Source organism: Algoriphagus yeomjeoni, assembly GCF_049821175.1.
GTDB classification, from domain to species: Bacteria; Bacteroidota; Bacteroidia; order Cytophagales; family Cyclobacteriaceae; genus Algoriphagus; species Algoriphagus yeomjeoni_A.
The window spans coordinates 4767723-4789741 of record NZ_CP187512.1 but is presented as its reverse complement, the minus strand read 5'-3'; the positions used below and the strand labels follow the sequence as shown (position 1 = coordinate 4789741).

Annotated in this window: 18 protein-coding genes; 5 read left to right on the top strand and 13 right to left on the bottom strand. The window is 40.7% G+C overall.

Translation table 11 applies throughout. The features are described from left to right. Nucleotides 1–21 precede the first annotated feature (21 nt). Entirely contained in the window at nt 22–1419 is a 1398-nt protein-coding gene (locus ACPUEN_RS19845) for a sulfatase family protein (RefSeq protein WP_425637661.1), read from the bottom strand. Nucleotides 1420–1573: 154 nt separating this feature from the next. Between ACPUEN_RS19845 and ACPUEN_RS19840 the strand changes: the two genes are divergently transcribed. From ACPUEN_RS19840 to ACPUEN_RS19830, 3 genes are read left to right on the top strand one after another with little or no spacing between them, the layout of a single operon-like run. After that, on the top strand, nt 1574–2272 hold the full coding sequence (locus ACPUEN_RS19840; RefSeq protein WP_425637660.1) for an SGNH/GDSL hydrolase family protein: 699 nt from the start codon (nt 1574–1576) through the stop codon (nt 2270–2272). Between the two features lie 22 nt (nt 2273–2294). Continuing rightward, nucleotides 2295–3113: a sialate O-acetylesterase gene (locus ACPUEN_RS19835; protein WP_425637659.1), complete on the top strand. Its 819-nt coding sequence runs from the start codon at nt 2295–2297 to the stop codon at nt 3111–3113. Nucleotides 3114–3131: 18 nt separating this feature from the next. Next, on the top strand, nt 3132–3836 hold the full coding sequence (locus ACPUEN_RS19830; protein ID WP_425637658.1) for an SGNH/GDSL hydrolase family protein: 705 nt from the start codon (nt 3132–3134) through the stop codon (nt 3834–3836). Between the two features lie 27 nt (nt 3837–3863). Here ACPUEN_RS19830 and ACPUEN_RS19825 read toward each other — a convergent pair whose 3' ends face one another. The 6 genes from ACPUEN_RS19825 to ACPUEN_RS19800 form a co-directional block, all read right to left on the bottom strand. Further along, the gene (locus ACPUEN_RS19825) at nt 3864–4442 is read right to left on the bottom strand and encodes a YdeI/OmpD-associated family protein (RefSeq protein WP_425637657.1); all 579 of its coding nucleotides are present in this window, start codon (nt 4440–4442) and stop codon (nt 3864–3866) included. A 35-nt stretch (nt 4443–4477) separates the two neighbouring features. Beyond that, nucleotides 4478–4894, bottom strand: a complete 417-nt coding sequence (locus ACPUEN_RS19820) for a DUF1801 domain-containing protein (RefSeq protein WP_425637656.1) — start codon at nt 4892–4894, stop codon at nt 4478–4480. A 38-nt stretch (nt 4895–4932) separates the two neighbouring features. Then, nucleotides 4933–5907: an MBL fold metallo-hydrolase gene (locus ACPUEN_RS19815; RefSeq protein ID WP_425637655.1), complete on the bottom strand. Its 975-nt coding sequence runs from the start codon at nt 5905–5907 to the stop codon at nt 4933–4935. A gap of 93 nt (nt 5908–6000) precedes the next feature. Beyond that, complete coding sequence (locus ACPUEN_RS19810) at nt 6001–6450, bottom strand: GNAT family N-acetyltransferase (protein WP_425637654.1); 450 nt, start codon at nt 6448–6450, stop codon at nt 6001–6003. A 98-nt stretch (nt 6451–6548) separates the two neighbouring features. Further along, nucleotides 6549–7334, bottom strand: coding sequence for a DUF3050 domain-containing protein (locus ACPUEN_RS19805; protein WP_425637653.1), 786 nt, complete (start codon nt 7332–7334; stop codon nt 6549–6551). Nucleotides 7335–7501: 167 nt separating this feature from the next. Beyond that, nucleotides 7502–8347, bottom strand: coding sequence for a metallophosphoesterase (locus ACPUEN_RS19800; protein WP_425637652.1), 846 nt, complete (start codon nt 8345–8347; stop codon nt 7502–7504). Nucleotides 8348–8553: 206 nt separating this feature from the next. Here ACPUEN_RS19800 and ACPUEN_RS19795 point away from each other — a divergent pair, with 206 nt between their 5' ends. Next, nucleotides 8554–10089, top strand: coding sequence for a sulfatase (locus ACPUEN_RS19795; RefSeq protein WP_425637651.1), 1536 nt, complete (start codon nt 8554–8556; stop codon nt 10087–10089). A gap of 93 nt (nt 10090–10182) precedes the next feature. Here ACPUEN_RS19795 and ACPUEN_RS19790 read toward each other — a convergent pair whose 3' ends face one another. The 6 genes from ACPUEN_RS19790 to ACPUEN_RS19765 form a co-directional block, all read right to left on the bottom strand. After that, complete coding sequence (locus ACPUEN_RS19790; RefSeq protein ID WP_425637650.1) at nt 10183–11277, bottom strand: alkaline phosphatase family protein; 1095 nt, start codon at nt 11275–11277, stop codon at nt 10183–10185. A gap of 244 nt (nt 11278–11521) precedes the next feature. Next, complete coding sequence (locus ACPUEN_RS19785; protein WP_425637649.1) at nt 11522–12682, bottom strand: efflux RND transporter periplasmic adaptor subunit; 1161 nt, start codon at nt 12680–12682, stop codon at nt 11522–11524. After that, nucleotides 12682–17007 carry a CusA/CzcA family heavy metal efflux RND transporter gene (locus ACPUEN_RS19780; RefSeq protein WP_425637648.1) on the bottom strand — a complete coding sequence of 1442 codons (4326 nt, stop codon included), beginning with the start codon at nt 17005–17007 and terminating at the stop codon, nt 12682–12684. The genes ACPUEN_RS19785 and ACPUEN_RS19780 overlap by 1 nt, the downstream gene beginning before the upstream one ends. 87 nt (nt 17008–17094) lie before the next feature. Next, on the bottom strand, nt 17095–18462 hold the full coding sequence (locus ACPUEN_RS19775; RefSeq protein WP_425637647.1) for a sensor histidine kinase: 1368 nt from the start codon (nt 18460–18462) through the stop codon (nt 17095–17097). Next, a complete protein-coding gene (locus tag ACPUEN_RS19770; protein WP_425637646.1) occupies nt 18459–19127 on the bottom strand; it encodes a response regulator transcription factor in 669 nt (222 codons plus the stop codon). Before ACPUEN_RS19770 ends, ACPUEN_RS19775 begins: the two co-directional genes overlap by 4 nt. A gap of 420 nt (nt 19128–19547) precedes the next feature. Further along, complete coding sequence (locus ACPUEN_RS19765; protein ID WP_425637645.1) at nt 19548–20798, bottom strand: PepSY-associated TM helix domain-containing protein; 1251 nt, start codon at nt 20796–20798, stop codon at nt 19548–19550. Nucleotides 20799–21216: 418 nt separating this feature from the next. Between ACPUEN_RS19765 and ACPUEN_RS19760 the strand changes: the two genes are divergently transcribed. After that, nucleotides 21217–21813 carry an RNA polymerase sigma factor gene (locus tag ACPUEN_RS19760; protein WP_425637644.1) on the top strand — a complete coding sequence of 199 codons (597 nt, stop codon included), beginning with the start codon at nt 21217–21219 and terminating at the stop codon, nt 21811–21813. Nucleotides 21814–22019 lie beyond the last annotated feature (206 nt).

Here is a 22019-nt window from a genome sequence, read left to right as displayed (position 1 = left end):
CGACTGATCGCTGGATGCCACTCAATAATCAATCTTATCAGCCTCCAGACGTTTAGCATTGCTGTCAAAAAGTTCTCTCATTTCCTTCAGCGTATTTTCGTACCCCTTCTTTCCAGCTAAGTTCTTTTTCTCCAAAGGGTCCTTTTTTAGATCGTATAGTTCCTCCCACTCCAAATCATCCTGATACCTAAAGTATTTCCATTCTTTTGTTCTAAGCCCTTCACTAGCCGGTATGATATTCACTTTCCAAAGGTGCTCAGCCACAAAATCCGTCCTTTCAATTGCCGGGTTATCTCCAACCACGTAATCCGCTAGACTTAGTCCCTGATATTCTTCAGGAATTATTCCGTTTGCAAACTCAAGTACAGTTGGTGCGATATCAATGTTCAATGCGAAGTCAGAAATCGTTCGATGCCCTGGATTTCTCGGGTCATAAATAATCATCGGAACTCGGAGTGAATTGTCATACATCAGCCATTTGCCTGCCATCTGTCGCTCGCCTTGGAAGTAGCCATTATCGCCCATGAAGATGATCACGGTGTTTTTATCCATCCCTTTATCCTCCAGCGTCTTGCGGATTTTACCGATTTCCAGATCAACTTCAGAAATCATCCGATAATAACCTGTCATGCTTTTTTGGTACTTCTCTGGGGTATCATATCTCCAGTACCATCGGGTCCGGTTCTCTCCTTTTTGCACGTAGTCTGGCTGCTGTTCAAAGTATTTTTCCTTGCCTAAAAGAGGCTTTGGAAACTTAATATCTGAGTATAAATGATCCACATCTTCAGACCAGAAGTATTGGTCGGCTGCAGGGTCATGAGCATGTGGAGCTGAGAAACTCAACGAAAGCATAAATGGCTTATCTGAGGATTGACTCTTGATGAATTCCTGCGCTTGATACGAAGTATATTTAGTGAGATGGACTGAATCGCCATTTATCGTCTTATAGAAATACCCTCTTTGATCAGGATATTTCACATCTCTGTCGTAGGAATCTCCTTGATCAAAAAGCTCAGCAAACCCTGGATAATTCACTCCAAACTTTCCGAAGAACCCTGTTTCATAGCCTAACTTTTTCAATTGAGCTGGATATGAATTCTGAGCGTATCCTTCATTCAGCACCTGCCCGAATGTATAGCCATGAGTTCTTTCGTAAAGTCCAGTCAATACGCTTGCTCTACTTGCGGCGCAAATCGGCGTGGTGACAAAGGCATTTTTGAAGTAAACACCCTGAGATGCCAGCTTATCCATTTCTGGCGTTTGGATGATAGAATTTCCGGAAAACCCCAGGGCATCCCAGCGTTGATCATCGGTTAGGATAAAAATAATATTAGGTTTTTCTTGCTGCGCAAAAGCAGAAGAACCCATAAGAATGAAAAGGCAAAATAGTAGTTTTTGAAGGGTCAGGTTATTTTCCATAGTTTCTAAAATAGGAAGAAAAGCACAACCTTAGTGTCCTGTAGCATCCTAATTATCTTTGGTATAATACAGTTTCCATCGATAAAAAAAGAGAGCTCCTCAACAAGATCATCACTAAATTACTTTCTTTAAACCCCATCTAACCCATTCGAAAATGAAGCTTTTTTACATCTCACTCTTCTCAATCCTTTTACTATCATTTCAACCCAGAGAAAATAAATCTGAGTATTTGAGTGAGCTAAAAGTCGAACTTCAAAAGAAATGGCCAGGGAATAGAACCATCAACTTGGTTTTCCACGGCCATTCTGTTCCATCGGGTTATTTCAAAACTCCAATTGTAAACACCCTGGAATCTTATCCATTTTTGGTCTACAAGGAGCTAACTGCCCAATATCCATTTGCCGTAATTAATCTGATCAATACAGCTATCGGAGGTGAAGATTCAAAAAGTGGAGTTCAGCGTTTTGAAACAGAAGTTCTAAATCATAATCCAGATGTGCTCTTTATTGATTATGCGTTAAACGATCGAAGGATAGGGCTGGATAGCGCAAAAACAGCTTGGGAAGCTATGATCCAAAAAGCGTTGGAAAAGGATATTAAAATCATTCTTTTGACACCTTCCCCTGATCAGAAAGTTGATTTACATGAAGATGACACCATTTTAGATCAACATTCAATGCGGATTCGCGAGCTAGCCGAAAAATATGAGATTGGATTAGCAGATACTTATGAGTCATTCAAAGAAAGTGTAAAAACAGGATCAAATCTTCCAGACCTGATGTCCCAAGGAAATCACCCAAACGAAGCTGGTCATGCATTGATAGCTAAGGGGATTTTGGAGTATTTTAAATAACAATAGATTGAACAATCCTATAATGAAACCAAATAATCTCCTTCTACTACTTCTCGGATTACTAGCTTTAAGTTGCTCCAGCGGAAAAAACTTATCCTTTGACTCCTCCAAAGAGAACCTGCACCTCTATCTTCTGATGGGACAATCCAACATGGCAGGTAGAGGCAAAGTGCAAGCTATCGACACGCTCACCCATCCACGCGTGTTCATGTTGGATAAAAATGAAAATTGGGTTTTGGCAAAAGACCCTATGCACTTTGACAAACCCGGAGCAGGCACTGGTCTTGGGCTGACTTTTGGAAAAATCATGGCTAACGAAGAATCAAACATTAAAATTGGCCTGATTCCCACCGCAGTTGGCGGAAGTTCGATAAACGCCTGGTTTGCAGATTCTATCCACAGACAAACAAACACCTATCCATACGACGACATGATCCGCCGAGCCAAAAAAGCTATGGAATCTGGGACCTTGAAAGGAATCATTTGGCATCAAGGGGAATCAGATTCTAATTCTAAGAATAGCTTAAATACATACCCTCAAAAATTTGAAGCTATGCTTGATTCACTCAAATCTGATTTGGGTATCTCATCTATTCCTATCGTTATAGGGGAAATCGGGTATTTCTTCTACCCTAAAGCAAAATTCGCAAAAGACATGAACGGAGTAATCAGGCAAATTGCAAATTCAAATGATTGTATAGGATTAGTCTCTGCTGAAGGATTGAATCACAAAGGAGACGAAACACATTTCGATTCTGATTCCTACCATGCACTTGGCACTCGCTATGCTTCCGAAATGCTAGAGATCCAGTCAAACTGTACTTCCATTTTCAACTACTAGTCAAATTAACTTCCCCAAATGAGTCAAGTAAAACACTTCTTAAGTATCGCTTTCATTTTATTGTCAACGAGCATTTTTGCGCAGCAAGATCTGAAAGCATCTTATAATTACGGTAAGTCTGTCGCGGTTTTTGGAGGCTCTGTTTCCGTAATTCCAGCCAGTGATATCGCAAAAGAAATGTGGAAAGAAAAGCTGGGAATGACCATAACCAATTATGGTGTAGGCGGAGCTGGCTTCTCATCGCTACAAGGGAAATCCCTACAACAGCAAGTGAACGAAGCAGGAGTCTTTGACATCTATATTCTTTGGGCATCCACCAATGATTACACCAATAATCGGGAAATAGGTAGCTATACTGACTTCACGGAGTTCGATGATTTTGACAAAGAAAAATTGGTAACTCAGGCTGGTGGGATCAATTACTGTATCAAAAAAATCTACGAGATCAACCCAAATGCACAGATTTACTTTTTCACTTCCAGCAAGGCATTCAATGACAGAGGTGCCTATGATCCTTTTGCCGAAAATGGCATGGTAGAGCATGTGAATATGCAGAAACAAATATGTCAACTGCATGGAATCCCCTATTTGGACCAGTTTACACTGGGAGGATATAATGTGTATAATAAGGATCTTTATTACACAGATCCTATCCATATGAATGAAGACGGCTACAAAAAAATAGGTGAGCTTCAGGTGGCTTTTTTAGCTTTTCCTGATTGAGGAGTGGGTCAAGCGAATAATACAACCTTAATCGTTCAAGCCTTTTCCATTGAGAATCTGTGGTATCAACTTTTCCACTCTTGCCTCTCTGGTTTTGGCTTGCTTTGCTGCCGCAAAATGTAAAAGATAGCCACGTTGTCTCCCCGGAGTCAACGCATAGAAAGCTTCTTTTAATACGTTGTCTGAATCCAATTTGACTTGGAATTCCGCAGGAATGTCATATTCTTTGGTCTTCTTCAATTCGACCTTCAACCCTGCTTTTTCTACTTCAACCGCTTCGTACACATAGGATTTCAAGATTTTACCCATATCTACTATTTCTTGGAGATTGGTAAACCGAATCTGACGAGCGCTCTGCACATTTTCAGTTTGCTGGATCAAAATATCTTCCGAATCATTGAGTAAAGCTCCTTTGTGAAAAAGAAGTGCGCAGTATTCCTTAAAGCCATGAATCAAAACCACATTATTCCCCTGATGTGTGTAGCATGGAACTCCCCATTTTAATTCTTCGGTCAATCCACAATCAAGAATCAGCGCTCTTAATTGCTTGTATTCCTTCTGCCATTTAGAAGCTTTGTCAAAAAAGAAGTCAACTTTTGGATTCATTTTAAAACAATTATTTAGCGAAAGATCAATTTAAACTATAATCCCAGCATCGGAAGTTGCTTTACTTGGTGATAGGTTAAAGCAGTTTTGATGCAGTTTTTTAATTCAGTTTCCGGGATTTCTTCATCCATTTTAAAGACAATCGCCCTATTCCCTTCATAGTCAAACACCTCAGCGTATGCCAGGCGGAAACTGGGCACCAGTTTACTCGTACATTTGAAATACATCGCATATTGATCAGGATTTTTGGCTTTCCAGTCCATACGAATGGTACTTCCTTTTTTAGCAAGAAAACTAGGCTCGCCCCACTTGAGCGTTTCCTCCAAGCTCGACAACCCAATTTCCTCAGCAACCTCCAACACCAAGCGGCGAAGGTTTAACATCTTATTCCGAACCGAGTCGGGATACTTCGAAAAAACCGCTGCTACTTCTGGTTCTGTCTTTAATTCCATCTTCCATCTAATTTATAGCTCACAATGCAGCCTACATTTTATAATTCAAAAACATCTCTAATCCTGGCTATTCGAAATCCCTTTTCCAACACCAATTTCGTCTCTTCACTATACGGATCTATGACAGGATTGGTATGATTGAAATGAATGAATACAACCTTGGCTTTTTCTTCAGCAGCTAAGCCAGCAAACTTCTCCATACTTTCCATGATAAATGGATGTGGAATTTCCGACATATCCCGATTATCAAGCTCCTTCCCACTAAAAAATGTCGCATCTACAAAAGCATAATCCACCTTCCTGATTTCATCTACAATATCCTTCTCCCACTTTTCCCATTTATCAATATCAGGGATAAACAAAGCACTCTTTTCCGGACCAATAATCTTGTATCCAACAGTTTCGGAGAATTCATCCCTATGTGGAACTTGCAGCGGTATCACTTGTAATTGCTCGGATAGGATAACTACTTTTTCATTTTCAATTGGGACCAAGGAAATATTTTCATTGTTCACCAATTGGCTCCAGGGCCCATCATTCTGAAGAAATTCCGCCATTCTCGGCATGGCAAATACGGGCACTCTTTTGGCATCCCGAGCTTCTTTTCCGAGGAACATCAAGCCTGCGTAATGTCCAATATGTGCATGAGTCAAGAAAATTCCATCCGGAATTTCTTCATCAGATTTCATCCCAAAACTCTTCAATGCTTTGGCCTGTCTAGTTATGTCTGGAGTAGCTTCAAACAGATATTTCTTTCCAGTTGCAGCATCATATAAACCAAGAGAAACCACTTGTCTATCCTTGTCTGGATTTTCGAAAAGATCCTTGCAGCACTCTTTAGTACAACCGATGTGGGGAGATCCTCCGTCTTGAATTGTGCCGAGAACGACTATGGAAGTTACCTTTGAAGCGATTTTAGAAGTATCTATGACACTACTTCCTGTTGGAGTCGTGCTTTCGCAAGCGAAAAAGAGTATTGAAAGAACTAAAAATGCAGAGATACTCTTAAACATGAGTAGTTGGGTCTATGAGATTTTTTTCAGAAAACTGACCCTCAAGATAAGCATCAAATCCGATATCAATTGAAAGGAAAATACCTGGACAATTTAAGCTTGGTTGAGCAGCTCCAGATGCAAAATTGGGTAAGGCTTGCCTGTCCCATCCAGTTCTGAGCGACCGATGATTTCAAACCCATTCTTCAGATAGAATTGGGTTGCTTTCGGATTCTGTTCGTTCACATCCACTTTGCTGACAAGCTGACTCTTAATTGCATGGATCAATAAGGCTTTCCCAATTCCCTTTCCTGCATGATCCGGGTGGACAAAAAGCATCTCCAGATTTCCTTCAGCCACACCAGAAAAACCTAAGATCACTCCATCATCATCTCGGACACAGTTCAAATCCACTGCTTTCAAATACTCATTCAAAATCAGTGGCTTGAAAAACAGGATATCTTCTTCCGATAAAAACTCATGCGTTGCACGGACAGAAGCCTCCCAAAGCTCTACAACTTGCGGATATTCTGATGGTGCTATTTTACTGATTGGGTAAGTCATAAACTTTTTAAGTGTGTCTCACTGCAAATAAGGCTGTGTTGGCTATTGAGTTATACTTTTTTCAAGATGATACCGAGCAGTTTTCGGTAGAAAAAAACCTACACCAATTCCGCTTTACCTATTTGCCTAGCGATCCCATCCCAAAGCGAGATTCTTTGCAGAAGAGCCTGTTTAGCCACTTCCAAAGTCTCCTCCCATTTCTGCTCATCTTCACCACATAGTTCTGAGATCATTTTTAAGGATAAAGGCCCATGCTCATCGCCATCCAACTCAATGTGGCGCTCTAGGTAATAGCGAAGTTTATTGTAGTGAATATTCTCTGCATCGGCTTGCTTCAGGATAGAAATAAACATATCCGGAATCACATCTTCTCTTCCAAAAGTAAAGGCTGAAGCAATGAGATGAGGTTTTTGGGTAGCAATCACGGCAAATGAAAACTTCACAAACTCGACAACACAGTCATCGACTTGGACATCTTCAAATGCTTCTGCAATCGTCCTTCCCTCTTGGATAAATTCTACAAAGCTGACAATCCGATTAGTGCTGGCACCAAGCTGACCCATGGCATCCAGATACATTTCATAATGGCTTTTGGGCTCGCCTAATTCATTGATATCACTTTCCTCACCATGAACGATCTCGTTGATAAATCTCGCCAAGGCTGGATTTTGGTTTGGTGTCCAAGGGATCTGCACAGTGGTCAACTTCATCTGAAGTGCCTTCAGCAAGGACATGAAATCCCAAACTGCAAAGGCATGATTCTCCATAAAAAGCCGGATATCATCGAGATTCTGAAGGTTAGTATAAAGCGGGTGATGTTGTAGTTGGCTTCTCAAGCCAGAGATTTCCTGCTCGATCAGAGCAATTCTATTCGTATTAGTCATGCGTTCTTTTTGGGTGAGAAATTCGAATTGGCAATAAACCTTACGAAGCAACTCATTTACCCGGATGCAAAACTGAAAAAATTCAGGAAGAGTTTAGCACTTAATGTCTTTTTTTACTTCCAGTTAAAAAACCGCCAAAAAGCTAATTAATAATAACCAATATCCTCTCACCCCTTTTTCTCCAGCTCAAACAAAGTAATTTCAGGCCTCACGTTTAACCTGACCTGCCATAAGTGACCAATCGCTCGGTTGATATACAGCGTACGTCCATCATTCAGGCTTATTTCTCCTGAAGAAAAAGCAGGATTTTTTACTGGTAAAATAGGCGGATCTAAAAACGGAGGTTTTACTTGTCCTCCATGTGTGTGACCAGACAAAATCCAACCTTGGTACTGATGCCAAACTTCTAAATCACATACATCCGGATTGTGACATAAAACCACGGAAGGCTGGGCAAAATCAGCTCGATTCATTATTTGATTTGGATTGAAATTCAAACCCCAGTAATCATCCAGGCCAATTATCGTTAAGCCATTCAAATCAACTTTATCATTCGACAGCATCTGAATTCCAGCCTGATCGAGTTGCGAAGAGATCTGATCTGCCACTTCCTGCTCTGACCAATTTTTCCCATAGTCATGATTCCCAAGAATCCCAACAGTTCCAAGCTTGCCTTTCACGGCATGGGTCAAGACTTCTGCCAATTGGCTGAACTGTCGCTCATCTTCATAACTCACATAATCTCCAGTGTACACCACAAAATCCGGGTCTAGCTGCTGTGCTTTCGCAAAAGAATCAATGATGTATTGATAGTCAAACCTGTTTCCAATATGAACATCGCTGATCTGCATTAACGTCTTTCCTTTCAATTCATCTGGAAGGTTTTTGATTGGCATTTTCTTTTTCACAAACTCCAGCCAAAACGGCTCCACCTGCCAAGCATAAAGTCCAGTCCCTACTCCTATCCCTGCTGCTCCGATAAGTGTGTTTCTGATAAATTTTCTTCTGCTCATAAATGGAAGGGCGTTGAAATGCTAAAAATTAAACCTAATTAAAAGACTCCCGAAAAGCTAGTAGTGAGAGGTTGCTTTTACTTTTAAACCAGCTAACTAAAATACTACGTATGAAATGCGAATTGTGAAAAGGTAACTTCCCACAAAACTCAATAACCCAAAATTTATACCTTAGCAAACACTCCTTCAAGTCTCAATTCAATAAAATGCAAAAACCTAAACTGACTCCATTCCTTGCGACCTATACACTGCTAGTTATTTTCTCGATTGCCTGCACCAGCAAGAAAGAACCTATTTCCCCTCCAAATATCATCGTGTTTTTGGTGGATGACATGGGCCTGATGGATACTTCGGTTCCATTTCTCACAGATGCAGATGGCAAGCCAGTTAAGTATGATTTGAATGAATATTATACCACTCCAAACATGGAGAAACTAGCTAGCCAGGGAATTCGCTTTTCTAATTTCTATGCCCACTCAGTTTGTTCTCCATCCCGAACATCCATTCTTACCGGTCAAAACTCGGCGCGTCATGGCGTCACCAACTGGATAAAATCCGAAGAAAACAACCGCACTAAATTTGGCCCAGCAGATTGGAACTGGAATGGACTGACCAAAACCTCCTTGACTCTTCCTAAGCTTTTGCAGCAAAATGGCTACAAGACAATCCATGTTGGTAAAGCCCATTTTGGTCCATTCAACAGCGAAGGTGAAGACCCACTGAATCTGGGTTTTGATATCAATATTGCAGGAAGTTCTATAGGTCAGCCAGGCAGTTATTTGGGTACAGAGGCCTTTGGACATACAGGTGGAAATAAAGCAAGGGCAGTTCCCGGTTTGGAAAAGTACCATGGTCAGGACATTTTTCTAACTGAGGCATTGACGCTAGAAGCAAATGCAGCTATCACACAAGCGAAGGAAGAAGGAAAACCTTTCTTTCTAAACATGGCGCATTATGCAGTACATGCTCCATTCTATTCTGATCCCCGCTTTGCGGAAAAGTATAAAGACTCCGGCATGCCGGAAAAAGCTCAAGCCTACGCCACGCTGATAGAAGGAATTGACAAATCTCTGGGTGACATTATGCAGCATGTGAAGGAGCTAGGATTAGGAGAAAACACACTGATACTATTTTTGGGAGATAACGGTTCGGATGCACCCCTGCCAATAGAAAATGACTACAGCAGTTCCACTCCGCTAAAAGGCAAAAAAGGGAATCACTGGGAAGGTGGAATGCGCGTTCCTTTCATTGCTGCCTGGATAAGTCCGGATTCAACTTCACCGCACCAATTGAAATTACCAATCGCCCAAAATGCAATTCAGGAACAAGTTGGAACTATCATAGATCTGTTTCCTACCCTTTTAGCATTGGCAGACATTCCAAATCCCGAAGGACATATCTTGGATGGTTTCCCGCTTCAGACTCAGCTAAATGCTGAGCAAAACACGAGTAGAGACGAGGTGTTTTTGAATCATTTCCCCCATGGAAATCACCGCTCCAATTACTTTACCAGTTTGGTAAAATCCGAATGGAAAGTAATCTATCAATATCCCGTTGAAGGTGAAGCTGCCTATGAGCTTTTCAATCTAAAGGAAGATCCATTTGAAACAGAAAATCTCGCTGAAAGCAACCCGTCTCAGCTCAAAGTAATGATGGAAGCCATGGCAAGTGAAATGGCAAACAAGAATGTGAAGTATCCGGAGAAGGACGGGACTTTATTGGAGCTGATAATACCAAATTGAAAACAGGTAATTTACGATTTGATCAAAAAAATTAGCCCAAGCTTTATGCTTTAGGCTAAGAACTCAAGCTATATATTTATCATTTCCCCTTCTTCACCTCACCATCTCTTCAATCAATTTCCCAGCTTTTGGATCAGGGTATTCTATTCCCAGCAATTCAAAAATAGTCCGGGCTATTCTTGCTGATTCCCATTGCCCTTGGGATTTCATTTCACCCAAAGCAGGTGTATCGGGACCAATGGCAGCCATCCAGATTTGTCCGGCATCTGCTATGGAGGAACCGTGCCCTCTCCAAGAAGTTTTGCTGGTGCCACGTCCGTGATCTGTTGTGATGATCAAAGTAGTCTTGTCTTTGTACTGAGGATCTGATTGCACAAAATCCCAAATCTCTTTTATGTATGCATCTGTCTGCTTCGCCGACCAAATGTACTGATCGTAATGATTTTCATGCGCCCAGTCGTCTGTCTCGCCATAGGAAATATATAGTACTCTTGGCTTCTTATTTTTCAAAGCAGCCATAGCATAATTCTGGGTAAAAACGTCCAATCGCACTTCACCCCATGGGCCACGGATTTCAGATTGCATCTTGTTGGTGAGCAACTCTTCTGGGCTAAGATTTTCGCCTTCGGCAATATCAAAACCTGCATTTACGGGTACTCCGCTACGTTCTTCATTTATTATGTAAGGAAAAACATCCCACGAGCCAAAAGCCAAGACTCTATCCTTGAACTCAGGTTTTTGGTAGAGATACTCTAGGAAAGTCACATTTGGATTATTGATTTTATCGTTGCTTGTGATACGCTCATCATCGGCAAAACCACTTAGCACCTCATTGTATCCCGGATAAGAAAACCACATGGAATTACTGTTATTCACCATATTCCCATAAGCTCGGTTACCATAGATTTGACCATGAGTAGCAATTGTATTCCATAGAAAAGGAAATAGCATTTCCCTACGCTTAATAGGATTTACGTCCCAAAAATCAGGCAATAATGAGCCTGGAGATTCAATCATCCCAGTATCATCAACTAATAATGAATCTGCACCGGTAAAAACTTCCTGCCACCTCATTCCATCCAAGGTGATCAGAATGATGTTTTCGGTCTTGTAATCTTGGGCATTTACTGTTGCTATTTGAAAAAACAAGAGTGCTACAGCCACCCAGCTAATCGAGTTCTTAAACATAAGTAGTATTGAAATATTGAGACTTAATGTGTGAAAAGACAATTTACCAAAAGTAATCGTATACAGACCATAGCTGATTATGTCTACTTTATCAAAAAATGAAATATGCCAGCGGCCATGAATAAATCTGAAAATCGATAGGCGTAAGGTTGTGTCGGCTACACGCTTCCTCCAAAACCGGCAACGGGCCTCAGGAATTTAAATTAAACTCCTGAGATACCGTTGTAATTTTACAATTCAAAAGTTAAGGCAAAAGGTTAAATCCTCCTTTGGTGAGAATCACCGTATTTGCATCAAATGAAGCATTTGGTAAAAGCTCAATCATACTATCGCTGGTCAAGCCAGTTTGTACCGGAATTTTCTCTAATCTAAAGCCAGCTTCGGTTTTCTCACGCTGTACCAAAACAAAGTTTTCTCCTTCTGCGGCTACCACAGCAGTCGCTGGAACCACCCATGCTTCCTTCGGGTCCATGATCATCTTCGCCTCTACAAACATCCCCGTCACTAGCTTCGCCTCATCTTCCTCGTTGACCAAATCAGCATGTACGTTAATCTGACGCTCATTATTAATAGACTGACCCACCATAAATACCTCCGCATCTAGGCTCGTATTCGAGAGATCAGGAATAGTAACCTTTACTTTTTGCCCCTTATGAATATTGGCTGCATCCTTCTCAAAAACCACCAACTCTATATGCATGTGTGCTGTATTGATCAGGGTAATTGCCTTGCCTGCCACGTCCAAGAAGGACCCTTGAACTAAGTGAATTGCATCCACAAACCCATTAATCGGAGAATACACAGGTACTTTGGATCGAATATTTTCTGGCTTTAATTGATCTGTATTGATGTTGATCATCGCCAGTTGACGCTTCAAACTTTCAGCCTTTGCTTTAGTAGATTGAAAGTCAGCTTCTGCTTTCAGGTAGTTTTTCTGCGAAGAAATCCTTTCTCCATACAGTGTTTTTTGGCGTTCATATTCTGATTCCAAATAACTTAATTGGCTATTTGCTTCCAGAAAATCTTGCTGCAAACGGATAAAATCTGGATTCTCCAGATAGAAAAGAACTTGCCCTTTTTTCACAGCTTCTCCTTCCAACAACTCCAATCCACTGACATAACCACCGAAATAAGCTGAAATTTCCTGTATGCCTTCAACCGGGACTTTTACCATGCCCTGCACAGAAATCCCTTCTGAAAACTCCTCGAGTTTCGGGCTTCCCCAAGACATTTTCATAGTCTCAAATTGCCTTTCTGAAACCGTAATAAAAGGGCCCGAAGTTGTCCCAACTTCCACTTCTACCCCCTCAGATTCGGATGTACCAGATCCTGAGCATTGAAAGAAAAACATGCTGCTCACTAAAAGCGAAGCGGAAAAGAATGATTTTATGGTGTAATTCTTCATCAGTTCAGAAGGTAGTTGATTTCCAAAATAGTTTGTTGATATGCAAATTTGCTCTGCAGGTAGTTTAGTGTGATCGTCCTGGAGTTCTCCATTAACTGGACATACTGGAGAAAATCAATTTCTCCCTCTTGGTAAGATCTCTGAGCTTGTTCCAGGATCTGAAGCGAGAGTGTTTTGCCCTCCTCTTCGTAATAAGTAATCACTCGAATATTCTGATCCAGTTGTCTCTGTAATTGCTGAGCGCGATTTTCCAGCTGGTTTCTATAGTGCTCTGCTTCCAATTGAATTTTTTGCTGCTGAAATTCACTGCTTTGAACGTTCGCTTTTTGAGCTCCATAAAATAGAGGGATAGACAATCCTGCGTGGAATCCTGGGTAAACTTTAGCATTTGCGCCTGGGTTAGTTCCGCGGAAAACATCCATCGTGATTTCAGGAAGAAGCTTTCGTTTTTCACTCTGAATCTGATAGCCAGATTGGCTCACCGCGCTTTCATAGTATTCCACTCCCGGATGAGTTGACCAATCTTGCATTAAGGAGGTATCGAGTGTAATTTCTTCTTCTGCAAGCTGCAAATCACCCTCCCAGTTCAACAATAATTTCAGGTGATCCAGCGCCATCAGATAATTCTCGTTCGCCTCGCTTTTCTTTAGCCCGATCTCCTGACGCTTTCCGTCCGCAGTTAACTTCTCCAGGTAGTTGCTTTCACCAGTTTCAAATTTTCTTGTGGCTGCGCGTGAAAATTCAGCATACAGAGAATCTAGATAGTTGTAATTTTCTATCAAGTCTTGCCAATACTTTACTTCTATAAAACCTTTACTGATTTCACCTTTCAGTTTTCTTTTCTGAAGTTCTAATTGACTGAGCTGCATCTCGGCTCCAGCTTCTAAGGCATTTTTCTGAGCCCCATAAAGTGTAGGAAAAGCCAGAGTTTGACTAATTCCCCACTTCCTGTTAAAAATTCCATTTTCGGCGATGTCATTTCTATCTTCCGAATAATAAACATTAGTCTTATCAAGATTCCAACCCTGACCGATCTTAGCATTTGCCATCTCTAATGATTTGCTTTCAGCCTGAAGATTGAGATTTCGCTCCATGCCTATCTCCACTGCCTGCTCTAGTGTTAATGGGGTTTGCTGCCCATTTGCGGTGAAAGAAATTAATGAAATGAGCACTAAGGAAGTCAAGACTTTATTGGAAGCTTTGGAAGCTCCGCCAGTTTTAGTTTTGAATAAAACGTACAAAACTGGAAGTACTATTAACGTGAGGAAAGTGGCAGAAATCAATCCTCCAACAACCACTGTCGCTAGTGGACGCTGCACTTCTGCCCCTGCTGAATTAGAAATTGCCATTGGCAAAAAGCCCAGTGCTGCTGCTGATGCAGTCAGCAATACCGGTCTTAAACGCTCTTTGGCACCCCTAATCACCAGGTCTTTGATATTGATATAATGTGATTCCATGGATTTAAAATGCTCGATTAGTACGATTCCATTCAATACTGCGATACCAAATAGTGCTATGAATCCCACGCCAGCAGAAATACTGAATGGCATATCTCTCGCCCAAAGGAGAAGCACTCCACCAATCGCAGAAAGCGGGATTGCTGAGTAAATCATCAGTGCATCCTTAGTGGATGAGAAGGCAAAATAGAGCAAAATGAAAATCAGAAATAATGCTACTGGAACGGCGATCATAAGTCTATTCCTGGCTTTTTGAAGGTTTTCAAATTGCCCACCATAATCGACCAAATACCCCTCCGGCAACTCAATTTGATTAGTTACAATAGCCTGAATATCATCCACCACAGACTGCAGGTCTCTATTACGCACATTCACTCCAATCACTACTCTTCGCTGGGTATTGTCCCGAGAAATTTTCGCCGGCCCCTTGGTATAGCTGATTGTTGCTAGTTCTGAAAGTGGCACCGAACCCCCATTTGGAAGCTGAATGGAAGCTTGTTCCAAATTTTTGATATCCTTGCGGAAAGGCTCCGCAAACCTCACCACAAGGTCAAATTGCTTTTCGCCTTCGAAAACTGTGCCTGCTGTCATCCCTGCAAAGCCCATAGAAACTACCTCATTCAGGTCAGAAATATTCAATCCGAACTTGGCAATTTTGCCTCGGTTGTATTCTATTTTCATTTGAGGCAAGCCATCCACTTTTTCCAAAATGATATCTGCAGCACCTTCTACACCCTGTATTGCAGCTTCAATTTTCTCAGCTGTGGCCAGTAACACATCCAAATCCTCACCAAAGACTTTGATTGCCAAGTCAGCTCGAACACCAGTAATCAGCTCATTAAAACGCATCTCTATCGGCTGAGTAAATTCAAATTCCATCCCCGGGATAATAGAAAGAGCTTCTTTGAATTTCTCTGCCAACTCATCCTTGGTTTCTACAGTGGTCCATTCCGAGCGAGGTTTCAAAGTCACGATCACGTCGCTTTCCTCCATCGACATAGGATCTGTAGGAATCTCAGCTGCACCTATTCTTGTTACAATCTGATTTACTTCAGGAAATTCCTTTAAGATTTTTTCAATTTCAGTGATCGTTTCCACCGTATTTGTCAGTGTTGTTCCTGTTTTCAAAAAAGGCTGAATAACAAAGTCCCCTTCGTCCAGCGTAGGTACAAATTCGGAACCCATCGTACTGAATATCATAATTGTGCCCACTAAAAGTCCAAAAGCTGCAATCAATACCACCTTAGCATGGTCCAGAGCCCAGGTAATCGCAGGATCATAAACTTTGGTAAGAGCGTTAATAATTCGCGTAGAAATATTCTTAGGACCTGGAGGAGTAGTCTTTAAGAAAAGAGCTGAAACAACCGGTACGTACGTCAGCCCCAAAATCATAGCCCCGACCAAAGCGAAGGAAAACACTTCAGCCATGGGACGGAACATCTTTCCTTCCACACCTGAAAGTGACAAAATCGGAATAAATACGATGATGATGATGATCTGTCCAAAAATTGCAGAGTGCATCATTTTAGAAGCTCCCTTAAAGGATATTTCATCTTTAGCCTCTTGCCTTTTGGCTTGAGAAAGACCAGCCAGCTGATGATCTGCCCGGGTGAATTGGTAGGCAATGTACTCCACGATAATCACTGCACCATCAATAATAATCCCAAAGTCAATCGCTCCCAGACTCATCAGGTTGGCATCCACACCGAAGAGATACATCATCGATAATGCAAAAAGTAATGCCAGCGGAATAACCGAAGCTACCACTAACCCGGACCTAAAATTGCCAAGTAGTAAAACGACAACGAATACTACAATCAAACAACCTAAAATCAGGTTTTCTGCAATCGTAAAAGTCGTTCTAGCTATAAGTTCGGAGCGATCCAGAAATCCATTTATCACCACACCTTCAGGAAGAGAATTCTTCATTTCTTCAAGGCGATCTTTCACCCGATCTATGGTCCCTTTAGAATCAGCGCCTTTCAGCATCATCACCTGACCTAGTACTTTTTCTCCTTCTCCGTTTGCCGTGATAGCACCAAATCTATTTGCATGCCCAAATCCAACCTCAGCTATATCCCGAATATAAATTGGAGCACCGTTTCTTACCTCAACTACTATGTTTCCTATGTCTTCTAAACTAGTAACCAACCCTTCTCCACGAATAAAAAAGCTCTCATTGGTTTTTTCAATATAGCCACCCCCAGCGATGGAATTGTTTTTTTCCATCGCATGAAACACATCAGCAATGTCGATTTGCATGCCTTTCAATCGCTCAGGATTGATGGCAACTTCGTATTGTTTTAGAAACCCTCCCCAGGTGTTCACTTCAACTACACCTTCGATACCGGATAACTGTCGACGTACTACCCAATCCTGAATAGTCCGAAGATCAGTTGTGGTATACTCATTTTCGTAACCAGGCTCTACATCGATCACATATTGATAAATCTCTCCAAGACCCGTGGAGATCGGTCCCATCATCGGCGTTCCAAAACCTGCAGGAATGTTTTTTTCAGCCATTTTGATCCGCTCTGCAATCAACTGCCGCGGAAGATAGGTCCCCATTTTATCTTCAAAAACAATAGTGACCACCGAAAGTCCGAATTTAGAAACGGAGCGGATTTCAACAATACCAGGGATATTTGCCATCTCCAGTTCTACTGGATAGGTCAGGTATTTTTCTACATCTTCAGTTGCGAGGTTTCTAGAGGTGGTGATCACCTGTACCTGATTTGTGGTAATATCTGGCACTGCTCCTATGGGGAGATTACTTAGAGAAAAAACTCCAAAACCTATCCAAGCTGCTATAAAAATGAATATGATGAGCTTATGCCCTATACTCCATTGAATGATTCTATCTAACATGTGGGAGGTAATAATTGAATCACAAAAATGGACTATTAGCTTCTCAAAGCCCTAAAAACTCTCTTAAGATTGCCTTAAATCTAGCTCCTAAAAAATCAATCTAAATAAGCTTCCTTTACCTTTTTCACTTTCCACTTCGACTTGAATATCGGATTCTAGTGCGAGTTTCCGCACTATAGCAAGGCCCAATCCTGTACCTTGGACAGTTGTCCATGTTTCATCAAGCTCCCTATAAAATGGATCAAAAATCTTAGCCAAAGATTCACTTGCCATTCCTTTTCCCTCATCTTTTACTAAAATAAACGGAGCACCTTCATGACTACCTACTTGCATCAAAATTTTAGTGGATGGAGCTGAGTATTTGATCGCGTTTTGAAGGAGGTTGTTCAAAATCATCTGCAGAGATTTCTCATTCACCAATCTAAAAATGGGCTTGGATAGATTGGTCTCAACTAGGATTTCTCTTCCAGATTCCTTGGCTGACTGCTCCCCAATATTCTGTGTAAAAGAAATCAATTCAACTTCATCTCGTACCATTTTCCCCTTTCCTACTCTTGCAAGGGAAAGCAATTGATCGATCATTTCTGACATGCGGTCTATGCTTCCTAAAGCCATTTTTACTTTTTCTACGTATTCTTCAGAACTTCTCGGCTTTCGAATCAGCACTTCTAAGGTGCCCCTCAGCACTGACAAAGGAGTTCTCAACTCATGTGAAGCATCAGAGGTGAATTGCTTCTCACGAGTCATTGCCTGCTCCAATCTTGCCAACAATTCATTAATGGACCGGGTAAGCTGAGCAATCTCATCATTCGGCTCAGCCACAGGAATTCGCTCATTTAAATTGCTCTGTGAAATAAGATTGGTCTTCTGAATGATTTTCTGAATGGGCTGAATGCTTTTACCTGCAAGGAACCTCATCGATAAAAACAAGGAAATGAGTATCCCAGGATAAAGTAAGAGTAATATATTTCTAAGATTTGTGAGCAATTCCCGGGCATCCTCAAAGGACTTCGCCACCAACATATAGCCTTCAAGTCTTCCAGAATGTCTTAGTGGGATTTGCATCTGACGAACTTCCCTGCCACCGGTTTTCAATGTCAAGGTCTCATTGATCTCACCTCTATCTAAAGAAAAACTCAGGTGATTTTCACCTAAATTTGGTGACCTATCCATAGAGTTTCCTTGCATGTCTACTATCTCAATGAAAATCGGATTAAGCTGTATCTGACTATGCTCCATCTCCTGCCATTCGTCTTTGTGCGCAAAACGAATCTCACCATCTACCAAAAAAATCTGCCCCACATGCTTATCCGTCTCTAGTTTTAACTCACGATCAATAGTTTGAATTACAGTATAATCCACCACCAAATAAATAATCGCAAACACCACCAATACGATCATGGCTGTGACCAAGGTTAACCTACTTGCTATGCGTTCTTTGTATGAAATGTTCATAATTCTTTGGCTATGTAGCCGACACCACGAACCGTATGGATGTAGTCTTCATTGGTACTGAAATGAAGTTTTTTTCGAAGTGAATTCATGAAAACATCAATCACACCGGTATTGTAATCAAAGTGTATATCCCATACCTCTTCGATAATCTGGGTGCGACGACAAACTTGATTTTTGTTTTTCATTAGGTATTCCAACAAAGCAAACTCCTTTTGCGTCAGCTGGACTTCCTCTTCTTCAAGAAAAACTTGATGCCTGTTTGTATAAAGAGAAATGGGGCCAAGGGTATATTTCTCTTCAGTATTAACCTTCGACCTTAATTGCACCCGAATTCGCTCCAGTAATTCTTCGAAATGGAAGGGTTTTTTGATGTAATCGTTGGCCCCAGACTGCAAACCTGTGATGGTCTCATCTACGGTATCTTTTGCAGTAAGAAAAATAACTGGTGTATCAGCAAATTGCTTTCGAAATTCCCTGCATACCTCTACGCCACTTTTTAAGGGCAACATCCAATCTAATAATAGGAGATCGTATTCACCACTCAAAGCAAGCTGAAGTCCTTTTTCTCCATTTTCAGCAACATTCACCGTATAGGATTCCTCGTCCAGCCCTTGTTTCAAAAAGCTGGAAATTCCTGGTTCATCTTCTACGATTAGAATTCGCATGTTAATTTTTTTAAGCCACGAAGTGCACGAAGGTTCGCAAAGGTCATCGCTAAGCAGAATAGCTTGAAGGGAAATTGATGTGGTTTCTTTTCCTTCCAATCTACTTTGTAATTGTTTTTGCTTCGCAAAAGTTAGCAAATCAAATCAAGGTCGGTAAATCTGAAGCTTAAGATTCTCTTAAATTGTTATGGGAAATGACAAAAGTCCCGTTAGGGACAAAATTACCGTCCTGGTATTTATCTCTAAATCACTAAAAGAATTCTGGTTTGTAAGGATTCATACTAAAACGACAAGGTATATGACCGAGCCCAGCTTCTGGAGAAGCAGGACAGCCAACTATAGTTGCGCCCACTGCGTCACCCTCTGTGAACTCTGTAGTTAAATAAAAAGACCCTCCGAAATCAGAAGGTCTTCTAAGGATTATGCCATTTCAGCGACTCTTGATTGAGCAGGCTTTTTCTTGGATGGTTTTTTCTTTCGCTTATTCCACCAGATTAATGTTCCTGTAATCGGCAAAGAGGTGGCGATCAAACATGCCACAAACCAAAGGAACTTCGAAAATTGACCAAAGATATCACCTACGTGAAGTGACTTAACTGATCTACCCACCTGCTGACGCCAAGGCAAATCCGAAAACAAATTAGCCTCCACTACTGATAAATCTGCAGCTGATAGCTTCAATTGATCTGAACCTGATCTGGCAAAAAAACCAGTTTTATACTTACTAACACTGATCGGATCTGAGGGATTGGAAGGAAGAGACACTCTGATATTTCCCTCGTAAGGAAGCTCAGCATTAGTTTTTGCAAAAATATCCTCGAGCGAAAGAACTGCAGGAATACTTTCTACTGCTTCAATTACTTCAGCAGTTGGTTCAGACTTTGGCTTTTCAGCATTTTCACCTCTTGGAGCAGGCTCTTGATAGGTGTCCCAGGTCTTTTGCCAGCCTTCTCTATACCAAGTGTAAGACCAAAAAGGCCCGGTTGCCGCCATAATAAATAAGACAATCAATGAATAAAATGCCAGGGTGTTGTGCAAATCGTGATTTATTCGTTTCCAATTACCAGACCATTTTACTTTTAAGCCTTGCTTCCAGCTTTTTACTTTATTAGGAACCCAGATTACTATTCCGGTAATCACACCAAGAAGAAAAAGTAAGGTCGCCACCCCGTTAATAAATCTACCCAAGTCACGGTTACCCATGCTTTCCAAAATCGGCTCCTCAACTCTATCCAGCAACAACCATCTGTGAAGGCTGAACATATACCCCATGAATTCAGTGGTTGCAGTTTTATCTGAACTATTACCCAAAATCTCAGCCGTATAGGGGTTCACATAAAAAGTATTTCCTCTGCCCTCTTCACCTTCCTTTTTTAAGGTAAACTGCACACTTCGATCTGTATCCTCATTCCACATCAATCCCACTACTTTCGATTCAGAGCTTTTTTCAACCTCGCTTTTCAGTTCATCTGCTGAAAGTCTAGTACCAGATTCCTCCACGAAGTATAATTCTGAATCCATAAACTCCCGGATTTCTGTATTGTACACGTAAATAGTACCACTAAGACATACTGCAATCACCACCAGTCCAGAAATCAATCCAGCATACAGGTGTATTTGGTCAAAAATGTTCCGGATACTTTTCCAAGCAGTGGTTTTTTTAGGCTGCATAAATGGTGTGTTCTAAGGAATTGAGTATTGATTCAGTTGGCAAAATTAAAAAAGTATTTAATTATTTAGATTTAATCTAAGGAAAAATTAAAATTCTTTTTTAATCAGACAGTTAACAGGAGCAGTGGGAAGAAAAGAATTCATCTCTGATTGAAATCAACTTTGTAATTCAAAAATGAGGCGGATTTCGTATTTCTTTGATTTACAGTAAATTGAATAATTGAAGGAAAGAAATAATAGTGGATGGATTCACATTAAACCATTTTTGACATTTTTCTCAAAATAATCCATGTATTATATTCCATTTATACCCACTTATTGATAATTTGGCATAGTTTATTAGATTTAATTGAATATTTACAACCTAGTTTTATTATTTATTCAATTTAATGAAGTCAGTTACCAACTGAGGCGCCCCATGTCAGAAAAAGAAATAATCGAACTCCAATTAGTTGAAAGAATCAAAAATGATGACGAATCAGCATTTATTGAAGTATATCATCTTTTCTGGGAAAGACTTTTCAATTTTGGATACAAAAAGCTGAGCAAAAAAGAAATTGTTGAAGGAATAGTTCAAGAGGTGTTTATTGATTTCTGGTCAAAAAGAGGGAAACTGGAAATCCACACTTCTCTCTCATCTTATTTATTCACAGCTGTCAATTATCGGATCATCAACCAATACAAATCGCAAAACATACGGGACAAATATTCTGAAAAGGAAAAATCTAAAGGAGAACAAACCAGCTTATCAGTAGAAGAAAAGGTTCTCTACAACGATTTAAAATCAAATATCAAAAAGGTAGTGGGAGGATTTCCGCCTCAGCGTCAAAAAGTCTATAAGCTCCGGTTCAATAAGGGATTAAGCTATATTGAAATCGCTCAAAATCTGGAAATATCGGTAAGTACCGTTGAGAAACATCTAATGCGTGCATTAAAAGACATTAGGATAAGTTTGAGAGAACTCACCTTGTCATCATTTATCGCCTTTGGCGTAGACCACTTTTTAAATTATTGACTGCAGTCTTGTTCTAGTAGCATTTTACCTCAATAAGTACTCATAAACCTTTCATATAGTAGCATTTTCTTTGCAATCCTTTCAAAACACTTATTTGCAAGAAATCAAGATCTAGGGTAATTTTTATCAGTTTTTTACCACATAAAATTTAATTTTTAAAAAAGTTGGTTTTTTTTCAGTCTACAATGGAGGATAATTACGTGAGA

Excerpts from the sequence above, each read along its gene's own strand:
- ACPUEN_RS19790 (WP_425637650.1), bottom strand. The coding sequence starts at position 11,277 with ATGTTTAAGAACTCGATTAGCTGGGTGGCTGTAGCACTCTTGTTTTTT.
- ACPUEN_RS19785 (WP_425637649.1), bottom strand. The coding sequence starts at position 12,682 with ATGAAGAATTACACCATAAAATCATTCTTTTCCGCTTCGCTTTTAGTG.
- ACPUEN_RS19815 (WP_425637655.1), bottom strand. The coding sequence starts at position 5,907 with ATGTTTAAGAGTATCTCTGCATTTTTAGTTCTTTCAATACTCTTTTTC.
- ACPUEN_RS19770 (WP_425637646.1), bottom strand. The coding sequence starts at position 19,127 with ATGCGAATTCTAATCGTAGAAGATGAACCAGGAATTTCCAGCTTTTTG.
- ACPUEN_RS19825 (WP_425637657.1), bottom strand. The coding sequence starts at position 4,442 with ATGAATCCAAAAGTTGACTTCTTTTTTGACAAAGCTTCTAAATGGCAG.
- ACPUEN_RS19820 (WP_425637656.1), bottom strand. The coding sequence starts at position 4,894 with ATGGAATTAAAGACAGAACCAGAAGTAGCAGCGGTTTTTTCGAAGTAT.
- ACPUEN_RS19840 (WP_425637660.1), top strand. The coding sequence starts at position 1,574 with ATGAAGCTTTTTTACATCTCACTCTTCTCAATCCTTTTACTATCATTT.
- ACPUEN_RS19845 (WP_425637661.1), bottom strand. The coding sequence starts at position 1,419 with ATGGAAAATAACCTGACCCTTCAAAAACTACTATTTTGCCTTTTCATT.
- ACPUEN_RS19800 (WP_425637652.1), bottom strand. The coding sequence starts at position 8,347 with ATGAGCAGAAGAAAATTTATCAGAAACACACTTATCGGAGCAGCAGGG.
- ACPUEN_RS19765 (WP_425637645.1), bottom strand. The coding sequence starts at position 20,798 with ATGCAGCCTAAAAAAACCACTGCTTGGAAAAGTATCCGGAACATTTTT.
- ACPUEN_RS19835 (WP_425637659.1), top strand. The coding sequence starts at position 2,295 with ATGAAACCAAATAATCTCCTTCTACTACTTCTCGGATTACTAGCTTTA.
- ACPUEN_RS19760 (WP_425637644.1), top strand. The coding sequence starts at position 21,217 with ATGTCAGAAAAAGAAATAATCGAACTCCAATTAGTTGAAAGAATCAAA.
- ACPUEN_RS19780 (WP_425637648.1), bottom strand. The coding sequence starts at position 17,007 with ATGTTAGATAGAATCATTCAATGGAGTATAGGGCATAAGCTCATCATA.
- ACPUEN_RS19830 (WP_425637658.1), top strand. The coding sequence starts at position 3,132 with ATGAGTCAAGTAAAACACTTCTTAAGTATCGCTTTCATTTTATTGTCA.
- ACPUEN_RS19795 (WP_425637651.1), top strand. The coding sequence starts at position 8,554 with ATGCAAAAACCTAAACTGACTCCATTCCTTGCGACCTATACACTGCTA.
- ACPUEN_RS19805 (WP_425637653.1), bottom strand. The coding sequence starts at position 7,334 with ATGACTAATACGAATAGAATTGCTCTGATCGAGCAGGAAATCTCTGGC.
- ACPUEN_RS19810 (WP_425637654.1), bottom strand. The coding sequence starts at position 6,450 with ATGACTTACCCAATCAGTAAAATAGCACCATCAGAATATCCGCAAGTT.
- ACPUEN_RS19775 (WP_425637647.1), bottom strand. The coding sequence starts at position 18,462 with ATGAACATTTCATACAAAGAACGCATAGCAAGTAGGTTAACCTTGGTC.